The organism is Citrobacter sp. VF227 (assembly GCF_052950715.1).
Window position 1 is genome coordinate 546,533 of record NZ_JBRFVF010000001.1, and the last position, 20,329, is coordinate 566,861.

Sequence of the window (20,329 nt, forward strand, 5' to 3'; positions counted from 1 at the left end):
AATGTTCCTTTTTATTACTTAACCCACATGACCTGCCAGGCGTGCAACGTTAATTCCTTACCCGAAATAGCTTTATCGCTAATCAAATCAAATCTATTTTCAATATCAATACTAATGGTTTGAGTATGATCGCTGACATTAAATACGCCGGTAATTTTTTCGCCTGTATCTGCCGTACGTTTAATTAGCATTACTGCCGGTGTAACACTACTAATTTGAAAATCACTATCAGGATGAAAGGCTTTATTATTACGGCGAATGACGATTAATCTGGATAATTCATAATAAACAGCATGGCGCAAACTGGTTTCATCTTTCAACTCTGCTTCTATTTGTCTTACCGAATATTTTTTACGATTAATCGCACGGTTGTACCCTAATATTTCCACCCCTTCATAGTCATTTCGTGATCCAAGAATGCTTTGAATATAAACCGCAGGTATGCCCGGAAAACTCAGCAAAATGGCATGTGCGAGAATAAATCGGGAGAACCGTTCGGCATCACTGCAATTACCAGGCGTTAGCGCATCCAGATATGTCACGTTAATTTCATACGGACTGCGGCTACCATCAGGATTATTTTTCCAGTTAACCAGCGCGCCTTCCTGCTGTAATTTTGTCACCAGTTGCGTGATTTCATCTTCAGGTAACAGACCCCGTAATGGGTTGAGACCAATACCATCATGTGATGCAAGGAAATTAAACCAGGTCGTCTCCCTGGAGGGGAGTTCCAGTGATTGTGCCCACTGACATAAAGTTGTCGTATCCTGGCGTTGTACCGCATGCAGCACCAGCGGAGGCAGCGAGAATTGGTACACCATGTGCGCCTCATCATGACCGTTACCGTAGTAAGACACGTTATCCTTATGCGGAACGTTCGTTTCAGTAATGATCGCCGTACCCGGTGCAGCGACTTCTGCAATCGCGCGGAACAGTTTAATAAGCTGATGCGTTTTATCCAGATGAATACAGGTCGTCCCCGGCTCTTTCCACATAAAACCAACCGCATCCAGGCGGACATAATCCGCGCCCTGCTCAAGATAACTCAGCAGCACATCGACCATCGCCAATAACACCAACGGATTGGCATAGTTGAGATCGATCTGGTCGTCGCTGAACGTCGTCCATAAATGGCGCACGGTATTATCTTTCAGCGTAAAAGGTGTCAGTAACGGTAATGCGCGTGGACGCGTTACGTTGCTCAGGTCCATTTCAGGATCCATTGCAATAAAGAAATCCTCATAACCGTCAAGCTGTTGCAAATAGTTATTAAACCATTCACTTTTGGCTGACATATGGTTACAAACAAAATCAAACATCAGTCGACTGGATTCATCCAGTTGCTTAATATCATTCCAGTCACCGGTCTCTTCAGCAACCTGATGATAATTAATCACCGAAAAGCCATCGTCCTAAGACCACGGATAGAATGGCAACAAATGCACATGAGAAAATGTCGACTTAAGCCATTTATTATAAAACTGATTAAACGTCGGCAGCGGTTTCTGATCAGCCCCGTGGAATTGATCGGCATAGGTAATAAGAACAACATCACCCTCGTCCCAATGCGTTTTACGCTTTTTTTTAATTAATTTCTGTGATTTTTCTAAACGTGCAACCAGCGCTTGATAGTGACATGAAGTCAATGCATCACCATAAACTTCAGTCAGGCACTTTTGGATCTTTTGATTCACTTTTGATTTCCGTGGTAGCGGTCCCATGAATCAAGAGACTACTCTGACGAAAATAAGCTGTCAATCAGCCGAGGTACTCCTGAGGGGGGTATAAAAGAAATTTGGCAGCCAAAAAATCGTATTTGTGAGCTGCCGCAAATTAACTGAGGGGATGTTGATTAGTTGTTGCTTGCTTTTGCTGATTCAGATATCAGGTTTGATTACCTGAATAGCGTTTCGACAATTTTGCTGCAGCCCGACTCAATACCGGCTCCAGAATCAGCGCCAGCAGCATTTTTAGCGGGCGTCGGGCGACGGATTTCACCGCCCACCCTGCTACCCCCGCCGGGCCGTAGCGCAGCGCAGTCAGAAGCACCAGCTTACCTGCTATTTTGAAGCCCGGCTTAACCCTTTGCCCGGCACGTTGCCAGCGATTGTTCATTTCTAACCTCACAGTTGGCGGAAGCGGCTGCGTAATGAAAAGGTATCAGACGTCACATAACGCTCCATTTCACGCAAACGCTTTTCACTTGCGGCCAGCTCACGATCGACAGCGTCCAATAGTTCACCGCTTGAAGGCTGCTGCTCGCCGGAAACCACATTGTCCGGCATCGGGTCCAACACAAACGTCAGCACGATGTAGGCGACGAAGGTAAAAAAAGCCAGACCAAAAAAGACTGACAACACCACCAGGATCCGTACCAGCTTCACAGGCACATCGAGATAATGCGCAATCCCAGCACAAACCCCCTTCACCATGCCCCGCTGCGGAATACGCCACAGTTTTTTGTTCAGGTTAACGCCTCCCATTAGCGGTCCCTCCAGTTTGGATGTTCAGCATCAAGGATGTCTTCCAGCGCCTGAATGCGCTCGCGCATCCGCAGTGCGTCATCGTTGAGTTCGACCAGACGTTGCTGTTCACTTTGCGACAGTTCGCCACGACTGGAACGGTTGCTGTAATGCAGCCAGAGCCAAATCGGTAAAACAAACAACACAAAGATGGTTAACGGGATAGCCAGAAATAGCGCGCTCATGAGTACTCCTTACAGGTGATGAGCGGCGGCGCGTTCGGGCGCCGCCAGATGTTATTATTGCTTGTCTTGCTGCATTTTGGCTTTAAGTTGCGCCAGCTGCTCGCTGATTTCATCATCTGCTTTCAGGTCAGCAAATTGCTGATCCAGAGACTTCTGTTTGCCGAAGTTATGACTTTCAGCCTCAGCCTCCATATGATCGATACGTCGCTCGAAAGATTCAAAGCGCGCCATCGCTTCATCCAGCTTGCCGCTGTCCAGTTGACGACGAACATCGCGGGAAGAACTCGCCGCCTGATGGCGCAGCATTAACGCCTGCTGACGAGCCCGGGTTTCACTGAGTTTATTTTCCAGCTCACCGATCTCTTTTTTCATACGCGTCAGCGTATCGTCAACCAGCGTCACCTCATGCTCGAGAGAAGCAATCAGGTCGGTCAGTTTCTGCTTTTCGATTAACGCAGAACGCGCCAAATCTTCTTTCTCTTTGCGCAGCGCCAGCTCGGCTTTTTCCTGCCACTCTGCCTGTTGTGCACTCGCCTGTTCGATACGGCGAGATAATTGTTTCTTTTCTGCCAGTGCGCGGGCGGAGTTTGACCGCACCTCAACCAGGGTATCTTCCATTTCCTGGATCATTAACCGCACCAGCTTCTGCGGATCTTCAGCCTTTTCCAGCAACGCATTAATGTTGGCGTTCACGATGTCGGCAAAACGAGAAAAAATACCCATAATGTAATCCTCACTTACTGTTCTGATATCGGGCGATGCCCTGCTGTTTACGTAATGCACTTGGCGTGCCAACTTTTTAAGGTATTGATTTTAATAATTATATCTAATTTTACCTGACGAGATAATTAGGGTAAATTGGTGAATAACACTAACAAATGGTGAATTTCATCATGGCAGAATACAAAGACAATCTACTGGGCGAAGCAAACAGCTTTATTGAAGTACTGGAGCAGGTTTCTCATCTGGCACCGCTGGATAAACCTGTACTGGTCATTGGTGAGCGAGGTACTGGGAAAGAGCTTATCGCCAACCGCCTGCACTATCTCTCCACCCGTTGGCAAGGCCCGTTTATCTCGCTTAACTGCGCGGCCCTCAACGAGAACTTGCTGGATTCCGAACTGTTTGGTCACGAAGCAGGGGCTTTTACCGGGGCGCAAAAACGCCATCCAGGGCGTTTCGAACGTGCTGATGGCGGTACGCTGTTTCTTGATGAACTGGCGACCGCACCAATGCTGGTGCAGGAAAAACTGCTGCGCGTAATTGAATATGGCGAGCTGGAGCGTGTCGGCGGCAGCCAGCCCTTGCAGGTTAACGTTCGCCTTGTTTGTGCGACCAATGAAGACCTGCCACGTATGGTCAGCGAAGGCACTTTCCGCGCAGATCTGCTGGATCGTCTGGCCTTTGACGTGGTGCAACTGCCCCCGTTACGCGAGCGTCAAAGCGACATCATGTTAATGGCCGAGCATTTCGCTATTCAGATGTGCCGCGAGATCGGGTTACCCCTGTTTCCTGGGTTTAGCGCTGAGGCCAGAGAAACCCTCCTCCACTATCGCTGGCCGGGCAATATTCGTGAACTGAAAAACGTTGTGGAGCGCTCCGTATACCGGCACGGTACCAGCGATTTCCCATTGGATGAGATAATCATTGACCCCTTCTGCCGTCACGTTTCGCAGCCGCAGGTAGCGGAAACAACACCGGCATCTGTTGCTTTACCGCTGGATCTGCGTGAGTTCCAGCGGCTGCAGGAAAAAGACTTGTTACAGACCAGCTTACAGCAGGCAAAATTTAATCAGAAAAAAGCCGCTGAATTATTAGGTTTGACTTATCATCAGCTACGCGCTTTGCTGAAGAAACACCAGATTTAATCTACTTTTTTCTACGTGATATTGGATGGTTTGACGCATAACGTTAAAACAGCTTAACATGCCATTCCACTGTATAAAAAGACAGGCACCAGATTATGACGTTGTCATTAATTGGCGAAAAAATTGACAGAAACCGCTTCACCGGTGAAAAAGTTGAAAATAGCACTTTTTTAAACTGTGATTTTTCGGGCGTCGACCTTAGCGGTACTGAATTTATCGGCTGTCAGTTCTATGATCGAGAAAACCAGAAAGGGTGCAATTTCAGTCGCGCAATGCTGAAAGATGCCATTTTTAAAAGCTGTGATTTATCAATGGCGGATTTTCGCAACGCCAGTGCGCTGGGCATTGAAATTCGTCACTGCCGCGCACAGGGTGCAGATTTTCGCAGTGCAAGCTTTATGAATATGATCACCACGCGCACCTGGTTTTGCAGCGCATATATCACTAATACCAATCTAAGCTACGCCAACTTTTCGAAGGCCGTGCTTGAAAAGTGCGAATTGTGGGAAAACCGATGGATGGGAACTCAGGTGCTGGGTGCGACCTTCAGTGGTTCAGATCTCTCCGGCGGCGAGTTTTCGTCGTTCGACTGGCGGACTGCAAATTTTACGCATTGTGATTTGACCAATTCCGAACTGGGTAATTTAGATATTCGGGGCGTCGATTTACAAGGTGTCAAATTGGACAGCTACCAGGCCGCGTTGCTGATGGAGCGGCTTGGTATCGCTGTGATTGGTTAACATTCAGGGAGCGGTAAGTACCGCTCCCGCCCTTATACGATGGTGTCCGCACTCACCTTAAAAGTGACTTTCAACGCAGAGCGCATGAGCGTCAAAGAGTTCCTGTCCCCCCATCAGAGCACCAGACCTGGCCGGATGTATAGCTGTTCTCTTCAGCGGCCAAAGTGACATAAAGCGGCGCAATCTCCACCGGTTGACCAGGGCGGCCCAGCGGCGCATTTGCACCAAATTTCTCCACTTTTTCCTGGGGTTGACCACCACAGCACTGCAGCACAGTCCAGTATGGTCCCGGCGCTACAGCATTTACCCGTATCCCTTTCGGGGCCAGTTGCTTCGCCAGCGATTTAGTAAATGCCACGATCGCTGCCTTGGTCTGAGCATAATCAAGCAGGATTTCACTTGGTTCATAAGCCTGTACCGAGGAGGTATTAATTATCACGCTGTCTGGTGAAAGATGGGGTATAGCCGCTTTGGTTATCCAAAACATAGCGTAGACATTGGTCTTGAATGTTGCATCAAAATCTTCTGTGGTGAGTTCCTCAATTGACTCGCAAAATTGCTGACGCCCCGCATTATTGACGAGGATATCCAACCCTCCCAGTCCTTTTACCGCCTGTTTTACCAGATTGCCGCAAAAAGTTTCATCACGGATATCTCCGGGGATAGCCAAAACATTTCTGCCTGCTTTTTTTATCAGGTCGACTACTTCACGCGCATCGTCTTCTTCTTCAGGTAAATAGTTGATCGCAACATCAGCACCTTCACGAGCATAGGCAATAGCAACAGCACGACCAATTCCCGAATCCCCACCGGTAATTAATACCTTGCGCCCATTCAAGCGACCGCTTCCCTGATAGCTGTCTTCTCCATGGTCGGGACGCGGTTGCATTTTCCCCGCCAGCCCAGGAAAGGGTTGTTGCTGCCGTGGAAAAGGCGGCGTCGGAAAACGCGCAGAATTAGTTTTATTGATGGTCTTTTTTTTCTTATTTAAGTCAGCCATTCAATTACCTCTCATCAATTATCACAAAGACTAATAAGCGTAGACCAAAATGAGTGACATGACCTATATTACTCACCTAAACCTAATTCCTCATAATATTAATTCTCGCTCCCACACGCCGCTGTATTTATAGCCACATCACGACTTCAATGTACACAATGAGATTAATCCAGGTTTAATATAAAAAATAATAAATCGATATAAATCATAGCTTTATATAAAAAATCACCATTTTAATCTCAGCGCACCCATCAGCGTTAGATTTAATTTTCACGTAATCATTTGAGACTTATCCAGTTCGCTTTATTAATAAATAGCAACCATAATTAATATCTCAACCCTCTCAAAATGGAGAACGTATGAAATTATCCATAGCGCCATTATTGTGTTGTTTTTTATTGTCGCCAGCGCTTGCTGATGATATCGGCGGGTTGAAAAAGGATACTGCTCCACCGCCACCCCACGCTCTGGATGAAGGTTATCGTGGGACTGAAGATGCAAGAATCATGACTGTCGAACAGGCCAAAACTATGCATGATGGTGCGACCATTTCTCTGCGAGGTAATCTCATCGAGGATCAAGGCGGAGACAAATTTATCTTTCGTGATAAAACCGGCAGTATCCATACTTTAATTCCACTCGCGGTTTTCGATGGTCGAACGGTTAAACCCGATCAAATGATCAGTATTAACGGTAGTCTCGACGCGAAAATGCAACCACCAGTAATACGAGTAAATAAACTCCAGAAGTAACGCAATAACCGGGAAAGAAGCCACTCTTCCCGGTAGATTTTCATTATTCTCACGGTTTTGCTAATGCTCTCTTCTGCCCGTCATGGTCATTTCTCCCCCTCTCTCCCCTCACATTTTTCTGTCTGCCAGCGAATCCCACGTTTAAGCGAGTCAGATGGGTCATGAAAATGCTAAGATAGTTAATAGAGTATATTCAAAGTGGATAGTGGGTATGAATTTTGACCATGTTGCGAGGTTGAATTCGCGGTTATCACCCCTGACGTCCCCAAACACAAACGGTAATGGCAAATGTCATTAAGTATTAGTAAGATAGCCTCTTTTAAAATAACCCTTTAAAATTATGCGCCTGGTTTTATCATCTCTGATCGTGATGGCTGGATTTTTGAGTGGTCAGGCTGTTGCTGCGCCTGAGCAGGCCTCGCAAGCTGATATTCGTGACAGCGGCTTCGTCTATTGCGTCAGCGGACAGGTCAATACCTTCAATCCACAAAAAGCGAGCAGCGGCCTGATCGTCGACACGCTGGCGGCTCAATTGTATGACCGACTGCTTGATGTCGACCCGTACACATATCGACTCGTGCCTGAACTGGCTGAAAGCTGGGAGGTACTGGATAACGGCGCAACTTACCGCTTCCATCTGCGTCGCGACGTACAGTTTCAGAAGACCGCATGGTTTACCCCCACCCGCAAACTGAATGCGGACGACGTGGTATTTACCTTCGAGCGAATCTTTGATCGCCAGCATCCGTGGCACAATGTGAACGGTAGCAGTTTCCCCTATTTTGACAGTCTACAGTTTGCCGATAACGTCCAAAGCGTACGCAAACTGGACAACAACACCGTCGAATTCCGCTTAACACAACCTGATGCCTCCTTCTTATGGCATCTCGCCACACATTATGCCTCCGTGATGTCGGCAGAATATGCGGCTAAGCTAGCAAAACAGGATCGTCAGGAACTGCTTGACAGACAACCTGTCGGCACGGGCCCATACCTGCTTTCTGAGAATCGCGCTGGGCAATATATTCGACTGCAACGCCATGAAAAATTCTGGCGTGGTACTCCGCTGATGCCGCAGGTGGTTGTGGACCTTGGCTCCGGCGGCACCGGACGTCTATCGAAACTTCTGACCGGAGAATGCGACGTTCTGGCTTGGCCTGCCGCCAGCCAGCTCAGCATTTTGCGTGATGACCCACGCCTGCGCCTGACGCTGCGCCCAGGCATGAACATTGCCTATCTGGCATTCAACACCAATAAACCGCCGTTGAATAACCCTGATGTGCGGCATGCGCTGGCGCTGGCCATTAACAACCAACGGTTGATGCAGTCCATCTACTATGGAACGGCAGAAACTGCAGCATCTATTTTGCCTCGCGCCTCGTGGGCTTATGACAACGAGGCTAAAATTACAGAGTACAACCCGGCAAAATCGCGCGAACAGTTAAAAGCGCTGGGGCTGGAGAACCTGACGTTAGAGCTTTGGGTTCCCACCAGCTCTCAGGCCTGGAACCCAAGTCCACTGAAAACCGCCGAGCTGATTCAGGCAGACATGGCTCAGGTAGGTGTGAAAGTGAAGATTATTCCGGTAGAAGGTCGTTTTCAGGAGGCGCGATTAATGGATATGAACCATGATCTGACGTTATCCGGTTGGGCGACGGACAGTAACGATCCTGACAGTTTTTTCCGACCGTTGCTAAGTTGCGCCGCCATCAACTCGCAGACCAACTTCGCCCACTGGTGTAATCCGGAGTTTGACCGCATTCTGCGCAAAGCCCTCTCTTCACAGCAGCTATCATCGCGAATCGATGCCTATGACGAAGCGCAAAATATTCTTGCGAAAGAACTACCGATCCTGCCGCTGGCCTCTTCACTGCGTCTACAGGCTTACCGCTACGATATCAAAGGGCTGGTGCTCAGCCCGTTCGGCAATGCCTCTTTTGCCGGGGTTTCCAGGGAAAAGAAGGATGAGGTGAAAAAACCATGATTATCTTCACCCTGCGTCGATTTTTGTTGCTGCTGGTCACCTTGTTCTTTCTGACCTTTATTGGATTCAGCCTGAGCTACTTCACACCTCATGCGCCGTTACAGGGCGCATCGCTGTGGAATGCCTGGGTGTTCTGGTTCAATGGCCTCATTCACTGGGATTTTGGAGTGTCCAGTATTAACGGCCAGTTGATCTCGGAACAGTTGAAGGAGGTGTTCCCGGCGACGATGGAATTGTGCATTCTGGCCTTTGGTTTTGCGCTAATGGTCGGCATCCCCGTTGGCATGCTGGCTGGTATCACGCGCAACAAATGGCAGGACCGTTGTATCAGTGCATTAGCGTTGATGGGATTTTCCATTCCAGTTTTTTGGCTGGCATTGTTACTGACGTTGCTCTTCTCACTGACCCTGGGCTGGCTTCCCGTTTCAGGGCGGTTTGATCTGCTCTACGAAGTGAAACCCGTTACCGGATTTGCCATCATCGATGCGTGGATCTCCACCTCTCCCTGGCGTGATGAAATGCTGATCAGCGCAATCCGTCACATGGTGCTTCCGGTGTTAACGCTTTCCGTCGCCCCTACCACGGAAGTGATTCGCCTGATGCGTATCAGCACCATTGAGGTCTTTGATCAAAACTACGTTAAAGCGGCTGCCACGCGCGGTCTGTCGCGGTTCACGATTTTACGTCGCCACGTGTTGCACAATGCCCTTCCGCCGGTGATCCCACGCCTGGGATTACAGTTTTCGACCATGCTGACGCTGGCGATGATCACCGAGATGGTCTTTAGCTGGCCAGGCCTTGGCCGTTGGCTGATTAACGCGATTCGCCAGCAGGATTACGCAGCGATTTCAGCGGGCGTCATGGTGATTGGTTCACTGGTTATCATCGTCAACGTCATCTCTGATATTTTGGGTGCTATGGCTAACCCTCTGAAACATAAGGAATGGTATGCCTTACGATAGCGTCTACAGCGAAAAGCGCCCGCCGGGTACGCTGCGCACCGCCTGGCGCAATTTCTACGGCGATGCGTCGGCGATGATCGGCCTGTATGGCTGCGCGGGATTGGCGATTCTGTGTATTTTTGGTGGTTGGTTTGCGCCTTATGGCATCGACCAGCAGTTTCTCGGTTATCAGCTTTTACCGCCTTCATGGTCGCGCTATGGTGAAGTCTCATTTTTCCTCGGAACTGACGATCTGGGGCGTGACGTACTAAGCCGCCTGCTCAGCGGAGCAGCCCCGACCGTTGGTGGCGCGTTTGTCGTCACCCTCGCCGCCACGCTGTGTGGTCTGCTGCTGGGCGTGGTTGCCGGTGCGACGCACGGTTTGCGCTCAGCGGTGCTAAACCATATTCTGGACACCTTGCTCTCGATCCCTTCGCTGCTGCTGGCGATCATCGTGGTGGCCTTTGCCGGGCCGCATCTGACGCATGCAATGTTTGCCGTCTGGTTGGCATTACTGCCGCGCATGGTCCGCTCCGTCTACAGCATGGTGCATGACGAGCTGGAAAAAGAGTACGTTATTGCCGCGCGTCTGGACGGCGCAACTACGCTCAATATCCTGTGGTTTGCCGTTCTGCCCAACATTACCGCCGGGCTTATTACTGAAATCACCCGTGCGCTGTCGATGGCGATTCTGGACATCGCCGCGCTGGGTTTTCTCGACCTTGGCGCGCAGTTGCCATCACCAGAATGGGGCGCCATGCTTGGCGACGCGCTGGAGTTGATTTATGTCGCACCGTGGACAGTCATGCTGCCAGGCGCGGCGATTATGATAAGCGTGCTGCTGGTTAACCTGCTGGGTGACGGCGTACGCCGCGCAATTATTGCGGGGGTGGAATAATGCCATTACTGGATATCCGCAACCTGACCATTGAATTCAGGACCGGCGACGACTGGGTGAAGGCGGTTGACCGCGTCAGCATGACCCTCAATGAAGGTGAAATTCGCGGCCTGGTCGGCGAGTCTGGATCCGGCAAAAGTCTGATCGCCAAAGCCATTTGTGGCGTTGCTAAAGATAACTGGCGCGTAACCGCAGACCGCATGCGCTTTGATGATATCGATCTGCTGCGTCTTTCCGCCCGTGAACGACGCAAGCTGGTTGGCCACAACGTTTCCATGATCTTTCAGGAACCGCAGTCGTGTCTCGATCCGTCCGAGCGTATCGGACGACAGCTAATGCAAAATATTCCGGCATGGACTTACAAAGGCCGCTGGTGGCAGCGCATCGGCTGGCGCAAACGCCGCGCAATTGAGCTCCTGCACCGCGTCGGAATAAAAGATCATAAAGATGCTATGCGCAGCTTCCCATATGAGCTTACCGACGGCGAATGCCAGAAAGTGATGATCGCAATCGCATTGGCTAACCAGCCGCGCTTGCTGATTGCCGATGAGCCGACGAATGCGATGGAACCCACCACCCAGGCGCAAATTTTCCGCCTGCTGACGCGGCTAAACCAAAATAGCAATACCACCATTTTGTTGATAAGCCATGACCTGCAAATGCTCAGCCAGTGGGCAGACAAAATCAACGTGATGTACTGCGGACAAACGGTGGAAACAGCGCCCAGTAAAGATCTGGTCACCATTCCGCACCATCCTTATACCCAGGCGTTAATTCGCGCCATTCCTGATTTTGGTAGCGCAATGCCGCATAAAAGCCGCCTGAATACCATGCCAGGAGCCATTCCATTGTTAGAACAATTACCCATAGGTTGTCGTCTGGGCCCACGCTGCCCTTATGCTCAGCGCGAATGCATTGAAACCCCAAGACTGACCGGAGCAAAGAATCATCTCTACGCCTGTCATTTCCCGCTGAATATGGAGAGAGAGTGAGATGGTAGAAACCCTGCTCGAAGTGCGTAATCTGAGCAAAACCTTTCGCTACCGGACGGGCTTATTCCGCCGCCAGACCGTTGAGGCCGTTAAGCCACTAAGCTTCACTCTACGCGAGCGCCAGACGCTTGCCATCATTGGTGAAAATGGTTCCGGCAAGTCCACGCTGGCAAAGATGCTGGCAGGTATGATTGAGCCCACCAGCGGTGAGCTACTGATTGACGATCACCCGTTAAAATATGGCGATTATTCATTCCGCAGCCAGCGTATCCGTATGATTTTCCAGGATCCGTCAACGTCGCTCAATCCACGGCAGCGTATCTCGCAAATCCTCGATTTCCCGCTACGTCTGAATACCGACCTTGAACCTGAACAGCGCCGTAAGCAGATCGTTGAAACCATGCGCATGGTTGGGCTACTGCCCGATCACGTAAGCTACTACCCGCATATGCTAGCCCCAGGGCAAAAACAGCGTCTGGGCCTTGCTCGTGCGCTCATTTTGCGTCCAAAAGTCATTATCGCTGACGAAGCCCTGGCCTCTCTGGACATGTCGATGCGTTCACAGCTCATCAACCTGATGCTGGAATTACAGGAAAAACAGGGAATATCGTATATCTATGTAACCCAACACATCGGCATGATGAAACATATCAGCGATCAGGTATTGGTCATGCACCAGGGCGAAGTGGTTGAACGCGGCAGTACAGCGGATGTTCTGGCCTCCCCGCTGCACGAACTTACCCGCCGCCTGATTGCCGGTCATTTCGGCGAAGCGCTTACCGCTGATGCCTGGCGAAAAGATCGCTAGCAAAATTGCAGCCCTCCTCAACCGGAGGGCCAATTTGCAATCAGTGGTAAAGACTGGGTAAGAGCAGTGTATCAACGTCAGTAAACGCAACCGAAGGGAAAAGGGTTCCCTGCATCACCCATACGCCCGCAGCGCCTGCCTCGTCGATAAGACGTGCTGTTTCCACACCCTCTACCGCAATACGGTTGCAGTATTCACGGATGTTTTTAATCAACACCGGGAACATCGGTTTTTCAACCTGTTCCAGGAAAAACCCACGATCCAGTTTCACAACGTCAAACTGGCCGCAAACCAGTGGACTGGCTCCAACGCTGCCGGATCCAAGATCGCCCAGCCATAAGGCGTTTGGGCCACCGCAAAGCGAATTAATCAGCAGATCATTCAGGCACAGGGTATTCGTCAGGAAACGTTCTGAAAGTTCGAGTGCAATAAAAGGCATTGCACGTAGTGCTGATTTGATGATCGGGTCGCCAATCGCCAGCAGCGCCATTTCTTCAATGAGGTTTAGGGTACAGAAAAGGTTGTGGTTCTCAAACCAATCACGCTTTTCAGCAATTAATCGAATTTGCTCGAGCATGAAATTACGCTTTTGTTCGCTATTCCACGCTGAAATGATGAGCTCTGGATATAACGGTAGAACCGTATCTGAAACAAACCGGGCGCTCATCTCTACACCCAGTAACGTATCAGTGGTGTCTCTCATCGGTTCCGCGATGAAATGATAGTGCATAAGACCACTCCAATTGATCATAACGTCCTGATAATGCACTTTTAATCACAATCAATCAATAATATCGATCAATGAATCAATATTGATCGATAAAAGCAATATATAATAACTTACTGAATATTATACGTTTATGTATTTTAAGAATGTTCCAGTATTGCCATAAGTAAAATCATAAGCTAGTGAAGACAGATTGTCTTTTAATACCTGTGTATCGATGCATTTTATTCTTTCTCAACTACTCCGTTGGATCGTGGGTTGGATGAGGCAGACCCCGGCCAGAGTGGTATACTCCACGCCTGTATTGGAGAGCGGAAGGTCACTCAGGACTGATTACCATTCAATAAGAGACAGGGGTGGAGATAACTTCAGACCAATGCAGGACGTTCACGCAATTCCAATGATGACTTATTGATTAATAAAAGATAAACAATCGCCATAAGGATTAAACTATGGGTTTTCTTTCCGGTAAGCGCATTCTGATAACAGGTCTTGCCAGCAAATTGTCCATTGCCTGGGGAATCGCCCAGGCAATGCATCGCGAAGGCGCAGAACTCGCTTTCACCTGGCAGAACGACAAACTGAAAGGCCGCGTGGAAGAATTTGCAGCTCAACTGGGTTCCAGTATCACACTGCAGTGTGATGTGGCGGAAGACGCCAGTATTGACGCAATGTTTGCTGAGCTGAGCAAAGCCTGGCCTAAATTCGACGGTTTCGTTCATTCCATTGGCTTCGCGCCTGCTGACCAACTGGATGGCGACTATGTGAATGCAGTCACCCGAGAGGGTTTTAAAATTGCTCATGACATCAGCGCTTACAGCTTTGTGGCGATGGCAAAAGCCTGCCGTTCCATGCTGAATCCGGGTTCTGCGCTGCTGACCCTATCCTATCTGGGCGCAGAGCGTGCCATCCCTAACTACAACGTGATGGGTCTGGCGAAAGCCTCTCTGGAAGCGAACGTGCGTTATATGGCCAACGCGATGGGGCCTGAAGGCGTGCGAGTGAACGCCATTTCCGCAGGTCCAATCCGTACACTCGCCGCTTCTGGCATTAAAGATTTTCGTAAAATGCTGGCGCACTGTGAAGCGGTTACGCCGATTCGCCGCACCGTTACCATTGAAGATGTGGGCAACTCCGCAGCATTTCTGTGCTCCGATCTCGCTGCCGGTATCTCTGGTGAAGTAGTTCACGTTGACGGTGGCTTCAGTATCGCCGCAATGAACGAGCTGGAACTTAAATAAGCCTAAGATCTCGATGGGCGGTTTTGTGCCGCCCATGACTCTCCTCTGTCAGCCACCACATATGCCTTTCTGATATTTATTATCACGTAACAATCTTTTATCCCCTCATCCGCTTACGTCAGGATATTGCAGCGCAAACGATCCGGCGTAGTAGTATGACGACGAGTCCGGGTCGCCACTTTTAGACCAAGGAACGCCCATGGAACAACGCCGAATTGAAGGTAAAAGCCACTGGTATCATGAGACGCAATCCAGCACGTATCCGCAAAAAGTTCTGCCGCTGGTGCCGGAAGCCGCTCATGTCGACGACAGCTTTTTACTGGATCTGGCATTACCTGATGACGCTCTTTCGCCCTTTGAATCCTGGTTAACCCCTGCCCGTAAACTTGCCCTGACGCTCTTCCCGGCTCATGAAAACCTGAATCAGACGCATACGTTCAGCGCCTATGAACGGATGAGTACAGCCCTGACCGTCGCTCAGGTGTATGGCGTCCAGCGATTATGTAATCACTATGCTGCGCGTTTAACACCGCTTCCTGGTCCGGACTCCTCGCGGGAAAGTAACCATCGACTGGCGCAAATCACCCAATATGCTCGCCAACTTGCCAGCTCTCCTGCCGTGATAGACGAACGCGACCGTCAGCATCTGGAGGCGGTCGGACTGACCACCAGCGATAATATTCTGATGAATCAAATCATCGGCTTCGTCGGTTTTCAGGCCCGAACCGTGGCCCTGTTTCAGGCCTGGTCTGGTCATCCGCTACGGCGAATACCAGGGCTGGATATACAGCAGTTCGCTCAGGCTTCATCCTTCAGCGCCACAAACACAACCTGGCATGCTGCACCATTCCCGATCGAAAAATACCTCCCCCATGATGAGAACACTGCCAGAGCGTATCCGGATGAGCTGCAAGCCTTGGTGCCATTACTGATACATGCACCGGTCATTTTGGATTTACTCACGACGTTGATTTCCAGTGCCCGGCGCAGCGCTGTATCAGTACAGGCATTTTCACTGGCGGCGCTAATGACGTCACGAATTAACGGCAGCGTGGCCTGCTTTAACGAGCAGGCGCATACAGCAAATGAATTAGTCGACGTTATCGCCCTGCTTCGCCTGGATGAACGTGAATTACAGCGTTGGGAACAACGACATCCGGTTGAGCGCGCCACCCTGCAAGCGGTACAATGGTTGACACGAGCGCCCGACCGCTTTAGCGCCGCATTGTTAACGCCTTTGTTCGATCAGGGGCTCTCTTCGGAGCAGGCTATTAACCTGCTCACCTGGAGCGGATTGTGCGGATGGTTGAATCGCTTGAAAATCGCGCTGGGCGAGACTTGTTAACCGATCCACTTACTGAAAGAGCGCTTGCCGCAACTGATAGAATCGCGTAAAACTGTCAGCCGCTCTTTTAGCCACGAAAATAGACAATTATGCTTCAGGACAACCCGCTGCTAGCGCAGCTTAAACAGCAACTGCATTCCCAGACGCCACGTGCTGAAGGGGTGGTAAAAGCCACGGAAAAAGGCTTTGGCTTCCTCGAAGTCGATGCACAAAAAAGCTATTTCATTCCGCCGCCGCAGATGAAAAAAGTGATGCATGGCGACCGCATTGTTGCCGTTATCCATACCGAAAAAGATCGTGAATCTGCCGAGCCGGAAGAACTGATTGAACCCTTCCTGACGCGCTTCGTGGGTAAAGTTCAGGGCAAAAATGACCGTCTCGCCATCGTGCCGGATCATCCGTTACTGAAAGATGCTATCCCTTGCCGTGCCGCCCGCGGTGTTGAGCATGAATTTAAAGAAGGTGACTGGGCCGTCGCTGAAATGCGCCGCCACCCGCTGAAAGGCGATCGCACCTTCCATGCCGAGCTAACCCAATTTATCACGTTTGCTGATGACCACTTTGTTCCGTGGTGGGTGACGCTGGCACGTCATAATCTTGAAAAAGAAGCACCTGACGGTGTGGCAACTGAGATGCTGGATGAGGGTTTGGTACGCCAGGACTTAACCGCCCTCAACTTTGTTACCATCGACAGCGCCAGCACCGAAGATATGGATGATGCGCTATATGCTGAAGAACTGGCCGACGGCAAACTGCAGTTAACCGTCGCCATTGCTGACCCTACAGCATGGATTGCTGAAGACAGCAAGCTGGACAAAACGGCAAAAGTTCGCGCGTTTACTAACTATCTGCCGGGGTTCAATATCCCAATGCTGCCGCGTGAACTGTCTGACGATTTGTGTTCTCTGCGTGCAAATGAAGTGCGTCCGGTTCTGGCCTGTCGTATGACCATCGCCGAAGATGGCGCGATTGAAGACAACATCATCTTCTTCGCCGCAATGATTGAATCGAAAGCGAAGCTGGTCTACGACAACGTCTCCGACTGGCTGGAGGGCGCGGGTAACTGGCAGCCTGAAAATGAGGCGATTGCTGAGCAAATTCGCCTGCTGCATCGTATTTGCCTCAGCCGCGGTGAATGGCGTCATAACCATGCGCTGGTATTTAAAGATCGCCCGGATTATCGTTTCGTTCTGGGTGAAAAAGGCGAAGTGCTGGACATCGTCGCTGAGCCGCGCCGCATCGCTAACCGTATTGTGGAAGAGTCCATGATTGCGGCAAACATTTGCGCCGCCCGAGTACTTCGCGACAAGTTGGGCTTCGGGATTTATAACGTCCATATGGGATTCGATCCTGCGAACGCCGACGCGCTGGCTGCGCTGCTGAAAACCCATGGTATGCACGTGGATGCTGAGGAAGTTCTGACGCTGGAAGGTTTCTGCAAACTGCGTCGCGAACTTGATGCACAGCCTTCCGGTTTCCTCGACAGCCGCATTCGCCGCTTCCAGTCTTACGCTGAAATAAGTATCGAGCCAGGTCCGCACTTTGGACTGGGTCTGGAGGCTTACGCCACCTGGACCTCTCCGATTCGTAAGTATGGCGACATGATCAACCACCGTCTGCTCAAGGCCGTCATCAAAGGCGAATCCATCGCCCGCCCTCAGGATGATACCACCGTGCAAATGGCGGAACGTCGTCGCCTGAACCGAATGGCTGAGCGTGATGTGGGAGACTGGTTATACGCCCGTTTCCTGAGTGACAAAGCCGGTACCGACACCCACTTTGCGGCTGAGATCATTGACGTCAGCCGCGGTGGCATGCGCGTGCGCTTAGTTGATAATGGCGCTGTTGCATTTATTCCAGCCCCGTTCCTGCACGCCGTTCGTGACGAACTGGTATGCAGCCAGGAAAGCGGCACCGTGCAAATTAAAGGTGAAGTTGTTTACAAAGTCACGGATGTGATTGACGTAACTATCGCTGAAGTACGGATGGAAACCCGCAGCGTTATTGCGCGCCCAGCGGTATAACACACATCAAGCCAACGACCTTTCTCATTGTGTGAAAGGTCGTTTTCTTTTTTTCGCCCAAATTTCCACCACGCACTACACTTCTTTCATTCGGCTAATTTTAATTTTTTTACTATTTTCAGTTCCGTTGGCTTTGCTTTTTACGGATTCTGGATTACACATAAATATATAAAAAAAACAATACGTTCAGCCATAATCACCCTGAATGAATCATGGCTACCCATACTTTTGAGGCTCTATGCGCTTTAAACGGGATAGTACACATCATGAAAGACGTCCGGGAGCTGATTACGTTGTATAGCTATGTGGGCACTAATAACCCTTACTGGCGTTTGTCAGAGGATTGCAACATCCTGCATTTATCTGTCGAAGAAACGTCAGAGGCCGATCAGACTATCGAATTATCCCCGGAACAAGCCGATCGCATTCGCGAGATGACGGTAATTACATCAAGTTTATTAATGACGTTACCAATTGAAGATGACAACATTCCCGTGCATCTGGTCGGCCGAAAAATCAATAAGCGTGAATGGGCCGGTAGCGCATCCGCCTGGGATGACACCCCTTCCGTCGCCCGTGATCTGGCTCACGGCCTCTCTTTTGCCGAACAGGTGGTTTCTGAAGCCAATTCAGTCATTGTCATTCTTGATCGCATGGGCAACATTCAGCGGTTTAATCGACTCTGCGAAGAGTATACCGGACTCAAAGAACGTGAAGTCATTGGCCAAAGTGTATTCACATTATTTATGAGTCGACGTGAAGCGGCCGCGTCACGACGCAATATCGAGGTCTTTTTTCGCGAAGGTAACTCGTATGAAGTTGAACGCTGGGTGAAGACCTGTAAAGGACAGCGTCTGTTTTTATTTCGTAATAAATTTGTGCATAACGGTAGCGGAAAGAACGAAATTTTTCTGATCTGTTCCGGGACCGATATCACTGAAGAACGCCGCGCCCAGGAGCGTTTGCGGTTGTTGGCGAATACTGACTCGATCACTGGATTACCCAATCGCAACGCTATTCATGATCTGATCAGCAATGCGATTGAGAACGCGGGCGAAATGCAGGTCGGGATTGTGTACCTCGATCTGGATAACTTCAAAAAGGTAAACGATGCCTACGGGCATATGTTTGGCGATCAGCTATTGCAAAGCGTATCGCTGGCAATCCTCAGTTGCCTTGGCGAAAACCAGTTACTGGCACGATTTGGCGGTGATGAGTTCATTGTCCTTGCCACCGAAACATCCCAGGGTTCACTGGAAGCCACCGCGTCGCGTATTCTGACACGCCTGCGTCAACCCTTTCGCATCGGCCTGATTGAAATCTATACCGGATGCTCTATTGGTATTTCCCTCGCACCACAGCATGGTCAGGACTGCGAGAGCGTTATTCGTAACGCGGATACTGCCATGTACACTGCGAAAGAAGGCGGTCGCGGGCAGTTTTGTGTCTTCTCCCCGGAAATGAATCAGCGGGTATTTGAATATCTGTGGCTGGATACCAATCTGCGTAAGGCACTGGAAAACGATCAACTGGTTATCCACTATCAGCCAAAGATAACCTGGCGCGGCGAAGTACGTAGCCTTGAGGCTCTGGTTCGCTGGCAATCTCCGGAACGCGGCCTCATTCCACCGCTGGAATTTATCTCCTATGCCGAAGAATCGGGGCTTATCGTCCCGCTGGGTCGTTGGGTTATTCTCGATGTTGTGCGCCAGGTCGCGAAATGGCGCGCCAAGGGCATAAACCTACGTGTGGCGGTAAACGTTTCTGCCAGACAGCTCGCCGACCAGACGCTTTTTACCGCGCTTAAGCAAGTACTTCACGAACTTGATTTTGAGTATTGCCCTATCGATGTTGAGTTAACAGAAAGCAGTTTGATTGAAAATGAGCAACTGGCGCTGTCCGTGATTCAGCAGTTTAGCCAGTTAGGTGCGCAAATCCATTTAGATGATTTTGGTACCGGTTATTCGTCGCTGTCCCAACTGGCTCGCTTCCCGCTTGATGCAATAAAACTGGATCAAACCTTTGTCAGAGATGTACACAAACAATCGATTTCGCAATCGCTGGTACGGGCCATTGTTGCGGTCGCACAGGCGCTCAACCTACAGGTGATTGCTGAAGGTGTGGAAAGCGCGAAAGAGGATGCGTTTCTGACCAAAAATGGCGTCAATGAGCGTCAGGGTTTTTTATTCGCCAAACCAATGCCGGCCGCCGCATTTGAGCGTTGGTATCGACGACATCTGAATAAAAAAATGCGCTAATGCAGAGAGGTTACACGTAGTGAATAATCATAAGTGGATATGAG

Annotated in this window: 18 protein-coding genes and 1 pseudogene; 12 read left to right on the top strand and 7 right to left on the bottom strand. The window is 50.1% G+C overall.

Features of this window, described 5'->3' with window-relative positions; translation table 11 throughout:
- Window positions 1-14: 14 nt before the first annotated feature.
- From ACU8YC_RS02725 to pspA, 5 genes and pseudogenes are all read right to left on the bottom strand, one after another.
- Window positions 15-1,694: pseudogene (locus ACU8YC_RS02725) on the bottom strand (sugar phosphorylase).
- 190 nt (window positions 1,695-1,884) lie between these two features.
- A complete protein-coding gene (gene pspD, locus ACU8YC_RS02730; RefSeq protein WP_151219344.1) occupies window positions 1,885-2,115 on the bottom strand; it encodes a phage shock protein PspD in 231 nt (76 codons plus the stop codon).
- A gap of 8 nt (window positions 2,116-2,123) precedes the next feature.
- Entirely contained in the window at window positions 2,124-2,483 is a 360-nt protein-coding gene (pspC, locus tag ACU8YC_RS02735; RefSeq protein ID WP_151219345.1) for an envelope stress response membrane protein PspC, read from the bottom strand.
- Window positions 2,483-2,707 (bottom strand): envelope stress response membrane protein PspB, encoded by a 225-nt coding sequence (pspB, locus tag ACU8YC_RS02740; protein ID WP_151219346.1) that lies wholly within the window; start codon window positions 2,705-2,707, stop codon window positions 2,483-2,485. The genes pspC and pspB overlap by 1 nt, the downstream gene beginning before the upstream one ends.
- 54 nt (window positions 2,708-2,761) lie before the next feature.
- Complete coding sequence (gene pspA, locus ACU8YC_RS02745; RefSeq protein WP_151219347.1) at window positions 2,762-3,430, bottom strand: phage shock protein PspA; 669 nt, start codon at window positions 3,428-3,430, stop codon at window positions 2,762-2,764.
- 155 nt (window positions 3,431-3,585) lie between these two features.
- Here pspA and pspF point away from each other — a divergent pair, with 155 nt between their 5' ends.
- Both pspF and ACU8YC_RS02755 read left to right on the top strand, forming a co-directional pair.
- On the top strand, window positions 3,586-4,575 hold the full coding sequence (pspF, locus tag ACU8YC_RS02750) for a phage shock protein operon transcriptional activator (protein WP_446894990.1): 990 nt from the start codon (window positions 3,586-3,588) through the stop codon (window positions 4,573-4,575).
- 95 nt (window positions 4,576-4,670) lie between these two features.
- The gene (locus ACU8YC_RS02755; protein ID WP_187259598.1) at window positions 4,671-5,315 is read left to right on the top strand and encodes a quinolone resistance pentapeptide repeat protein QnrB97; all 645 of its coding nucleotides are present in this window, start codon (window positions 4,671-4,673) and stop codon (window positions 5,313-5,315) included.
- A gap of 91 nt (window positions 5,316-5,406) precedes the next feature.
- Here ACU8YC_RS02755 and ACU8YC_RS02760 read toward each other — a convergent pair whose 3' ends face one another.
- Entirely contained in the window at window positions 5,407-6,315 is a 909-nt protein-coding gene (locus tag ACU8YC_RS02760) for an SDR family oxidoreductase (protein WP_446894991.1), read from the bottom strand.
- A gap of 359 nt (window positions 6,316-6,674) precedes the next feature.
- Here ACU8YC_RS02760 and ACU8YC_RS02765 point away from each other — a divergent pair, with 359 nt between their 5' ends.
- The 6 genes from ACU8YC_RS02765 (at window position 6,675) to sapF (ending at window position 12,690) form a co-directional block, all read left to right on the top strand.
- Entirely contained in the window at window positions 6,675-7,067 is a 393-nt protein-coding gene (locus ACU8YC_RS02765) for a YdeI family stress tolerance OB fold protein (protein WP_187259596.1), read from the top strand.
- Window positions 7,068-7,407: 340 nt separating this feature from the next.
- Complete coding sequence (sapA, locus tag ACU8YC_RS02770) at window positions 7,408-9,051, top strand: ABC transporter substrate-binding protein SapA (protein WP_151219351.1); 1,644 nt, start codon at window positions 7,408-7,410, stop codon at window positions 9,049-9,051.
- A complete protein-coding gene (sapB, locus tag ACU8YC_RS02775) occupies window positions 9,048-10,013 on the top strand; it encodes a peptide ABC transporter permease SapB (protein ID WP_151219352.1) in 966 nt (321 codons plus the stop codon). Before sapA ends, sapB begins: the two co-directional genes overlap by 4 nt.
- Window positions 10,000-10,890, top strand: coding sequence for a peptide ABC transporter permease SapC (gene sapC, locus ACU8YC_RS02780; RefSeq protein ID WP_151219353.1), 891 nt, complete (start codon window positions 10,000-10,002; stop codon window positions 10,888-10,890). The genes sapB and sapC overlap by 14 nt, the downstream gene beginning before the upstream one ends.
- Window positions 10,890-11,882: a peptide ABC transporter ATP-binding protein SapD gene (sapD, locus tag ACU8YC_RS02785; protein ID WP_003020556.1), complete on the top strand. Its 993-nt coding sequence runs from the start codon at window positions 10,890-10,892 to the stop codon at window positions 11,880-11,882. The genes sapC and sapD overlap by 1 nt, the downstream gene beginning before the upstream one ends.
- 1 nt (window position 11,883) lies before the next feature.
- Complete coding sequence (sapF, locus tag ACU8YC_RS02790) at window positions 11,884-12,690, top strand: peptide ABC transporter ATP-binding protein SapF (RefSeq protein ID WP_151219354.1); 807 nt, start codon at window positions 11,884-11,886, stop codon at window positions 12,688-12,690.
- 40 nt (window positions 12,691-12,730) lie between these two features.
- On the opposite strand, the gene ACU8YC_RS02795 is transcribed toward sapF, so the two are convergent.
- Complete coding sequence (locus ACU8YC_RS02795) at window positions 12,731-13,420, bottom strand: EAL domain-containing protein (protein WP_286544724.1); 690 nt, start codon at window positions 13,418-13,420, stop codon at window positions 12,731-12,733.
- 449 nt (window positions 13,421-13,869) lie between these two features.
- On the opposite strand from ACU8YC_RS02795, the gene fabI reads away from it, so the two are divergent.
- The 4 genes from fabI to pdeR all read left to right on the top strand — a co-directional run bounded on the left by fabI (window position 13,870) and on the right by pdeR (window position 20,285).
- Entirely contained in the window at window positions 13,870-14,658 is a 789-nt protein-coding gene (gene fabI, locus ACU8YC_RS02800; protein WP_187252345.1) for an enoyl-ACP reductase FabI, read from the top strand.
- A gap of 199 nt (window positions 14,659-14,857) precedes the next feature.
- The gene (locus ACU8YC_RS02805) at window positions 14,858-16,003 is read left to right on the top strand and encodes a CMD domain-containing protein (RefSeq protein ID WP_446894992.1); all 1,146 of its coding nucleotides are present in this window, start codon (window positions 14,858-14,860) and stop codon (window positions 16,001-16,003) included.
- An 89-nt stretch (window positions 16,004-16,092) separates the two neighbouring features.
- Window positions 16,093-18,027: an exoribonuclease II gene (locus ACU8YC_RS02810; RefSeq protein WP_151219357.1), complete on the top strand. Its 1,935-nt coding sequence runs from the start codon at window positions 16,093-16,095 to the stop codon at window positions 18,025-18,027.
- Window positions 18,028-18,293: 266 nt separating this feature from the next.
- The gene (gene pdeR, locus ACU8YC_RS02815; protein ID WP_187259592.1) at window positions 18,294-20,285 is read left to right on the top strand and encodes a cyclic di-GMP phosphodiesterase; all 1,992 of its coding nucleotides are present in this window, start codon (window positions 18,294-18,296) and stop codon (window positions 20,283-20,285) included.
- Window positions 20,286-20,329: the final 44 nt, after the last annotated feature.

Excerpts from the sequence above, each read along its gene's own strand:
- pspD (WP_151219344.1), bottom strand. The coding sequence starts at position 2,115 with ATGAACAATCGCTGGCAACGTGCCGGGCAAAGGGTTAAGCCGGGCTTC.
- pspC (WP_151219345.1), bottom strand. The coding sequence starts at position 2,483 with ATGGGAGGCGTTAACCTGAACAAAAAACTGTGGCGTATTCCGCAGCGG.
- pspB (WP_151219346.1), bottom strand. The coding sequence starts at position 2,707 with ATGAGCGCGCTATTTCTGGCTATCCCGTTAACCATCTTTGTGTTGTTT.
- pspA (WP_151219347.1), bottom strand. The coding sequence starts at position 3,430 with ATGGGTATTTTTTCTCGTTTTGCCGACATCGTGAACGCCAACATTAAT.
- pspF (WP_446894990.1), top strand. The coding sequence starts at position 3,586 with ATGGTGAATTTCATCATGGCAGAATACAAAGACAATCTACTGGGCGAA.
- ACU8YC_RS02755 (WP_187259598.1), top strand. The coding sequence starts at position 4,671 with ATGACGTTGTCATTAATTGGCGAAAAAATTGACAGAAACCGCTTCACC.
- ACU8YC_RS02760 (WP_446894991.1), bottom strand. The coding sequence starts at position 6,315 with ATGGCTGACTTAAATAAGAAAAAAAAGACCATCAATAAAACTAATTCT.
- ACU8YC_RS02765 (WP_187259596.1), top strand. The coding sequence starts at position 6,675 with ATGAAATTATCCATAGCGCCATTATTGTGTTGTTTTTTATTGTCGCCA.
- sapA (WP_151219351.1), top strand. The coding sequence starts at position 7,408 with ATGCGCCTGGTTTTATCATCTCTGATCGTGATGGCTGGATTTTTGAGT.
- sapB (WP_151219352.1), top strand. The coding sequence starts at position 9,048 with ATGATTATCTTCACCCTGCGTCGATTTTTGTTGCTGCTGGTCACCTTG.
- sapC (WP_151219353.1), top strand. The coding sequence starts at position 10,000 with ATGCCTTACGATAGCGTCTACAGCGAAAAGCGCCCGCCGGGTACGCTG.
- sapD (WP_003020556.1), top strand. The coding sequence starts at position 10,890 with ATGCCATTACTGGATATCCGCAACCTGACCATTGAATTCAGGACCGGC.
- sapF (WP_151219354.1), top strand. The coding sequence starts at position 11,884 with ATGGTAGAAACCCTGCTCGAAGTGCGTAATCTGAGCAAAACCTTTCGC.
- ACU8YC_RS02795 (WP_286544724.1), bottom strand. The coding sequence starts at position 13,420 with ATGCACTATCATTTCATCGCGGAACCGATGAGAGACACCACTGATACG.
- fabI (WP_187252345.1), top strand. The coding sequence starts at position 13,870 with ATGGGTTTTCTTTCCGGTAAGCGCATTCTGATAACAGGTCTTGCCAGC.
- ACU8YC_RS02805 (WP_446894992.1), top strand. The coding sequence starts at position 14,858 with ATGGAACAACGCCGAATTGAAGGTAAAAGCCACTGGTATCATGAGACG.
- ACU8YC_RS02810 (WP_151219357.1), top strand. The coding sequence starts at position 16,093 with ATGCTTCAGGACAACCCGCTGCTAGCGCAGCTTAAACAGCAACTGCAT.
- pdeR (WP_187259592.1), top strand. The coding sequence starts at position 18,294 with ATGAAAGACGTCCGGGAGCTGATTACGTTGTATAGCTATGTGGGCACT.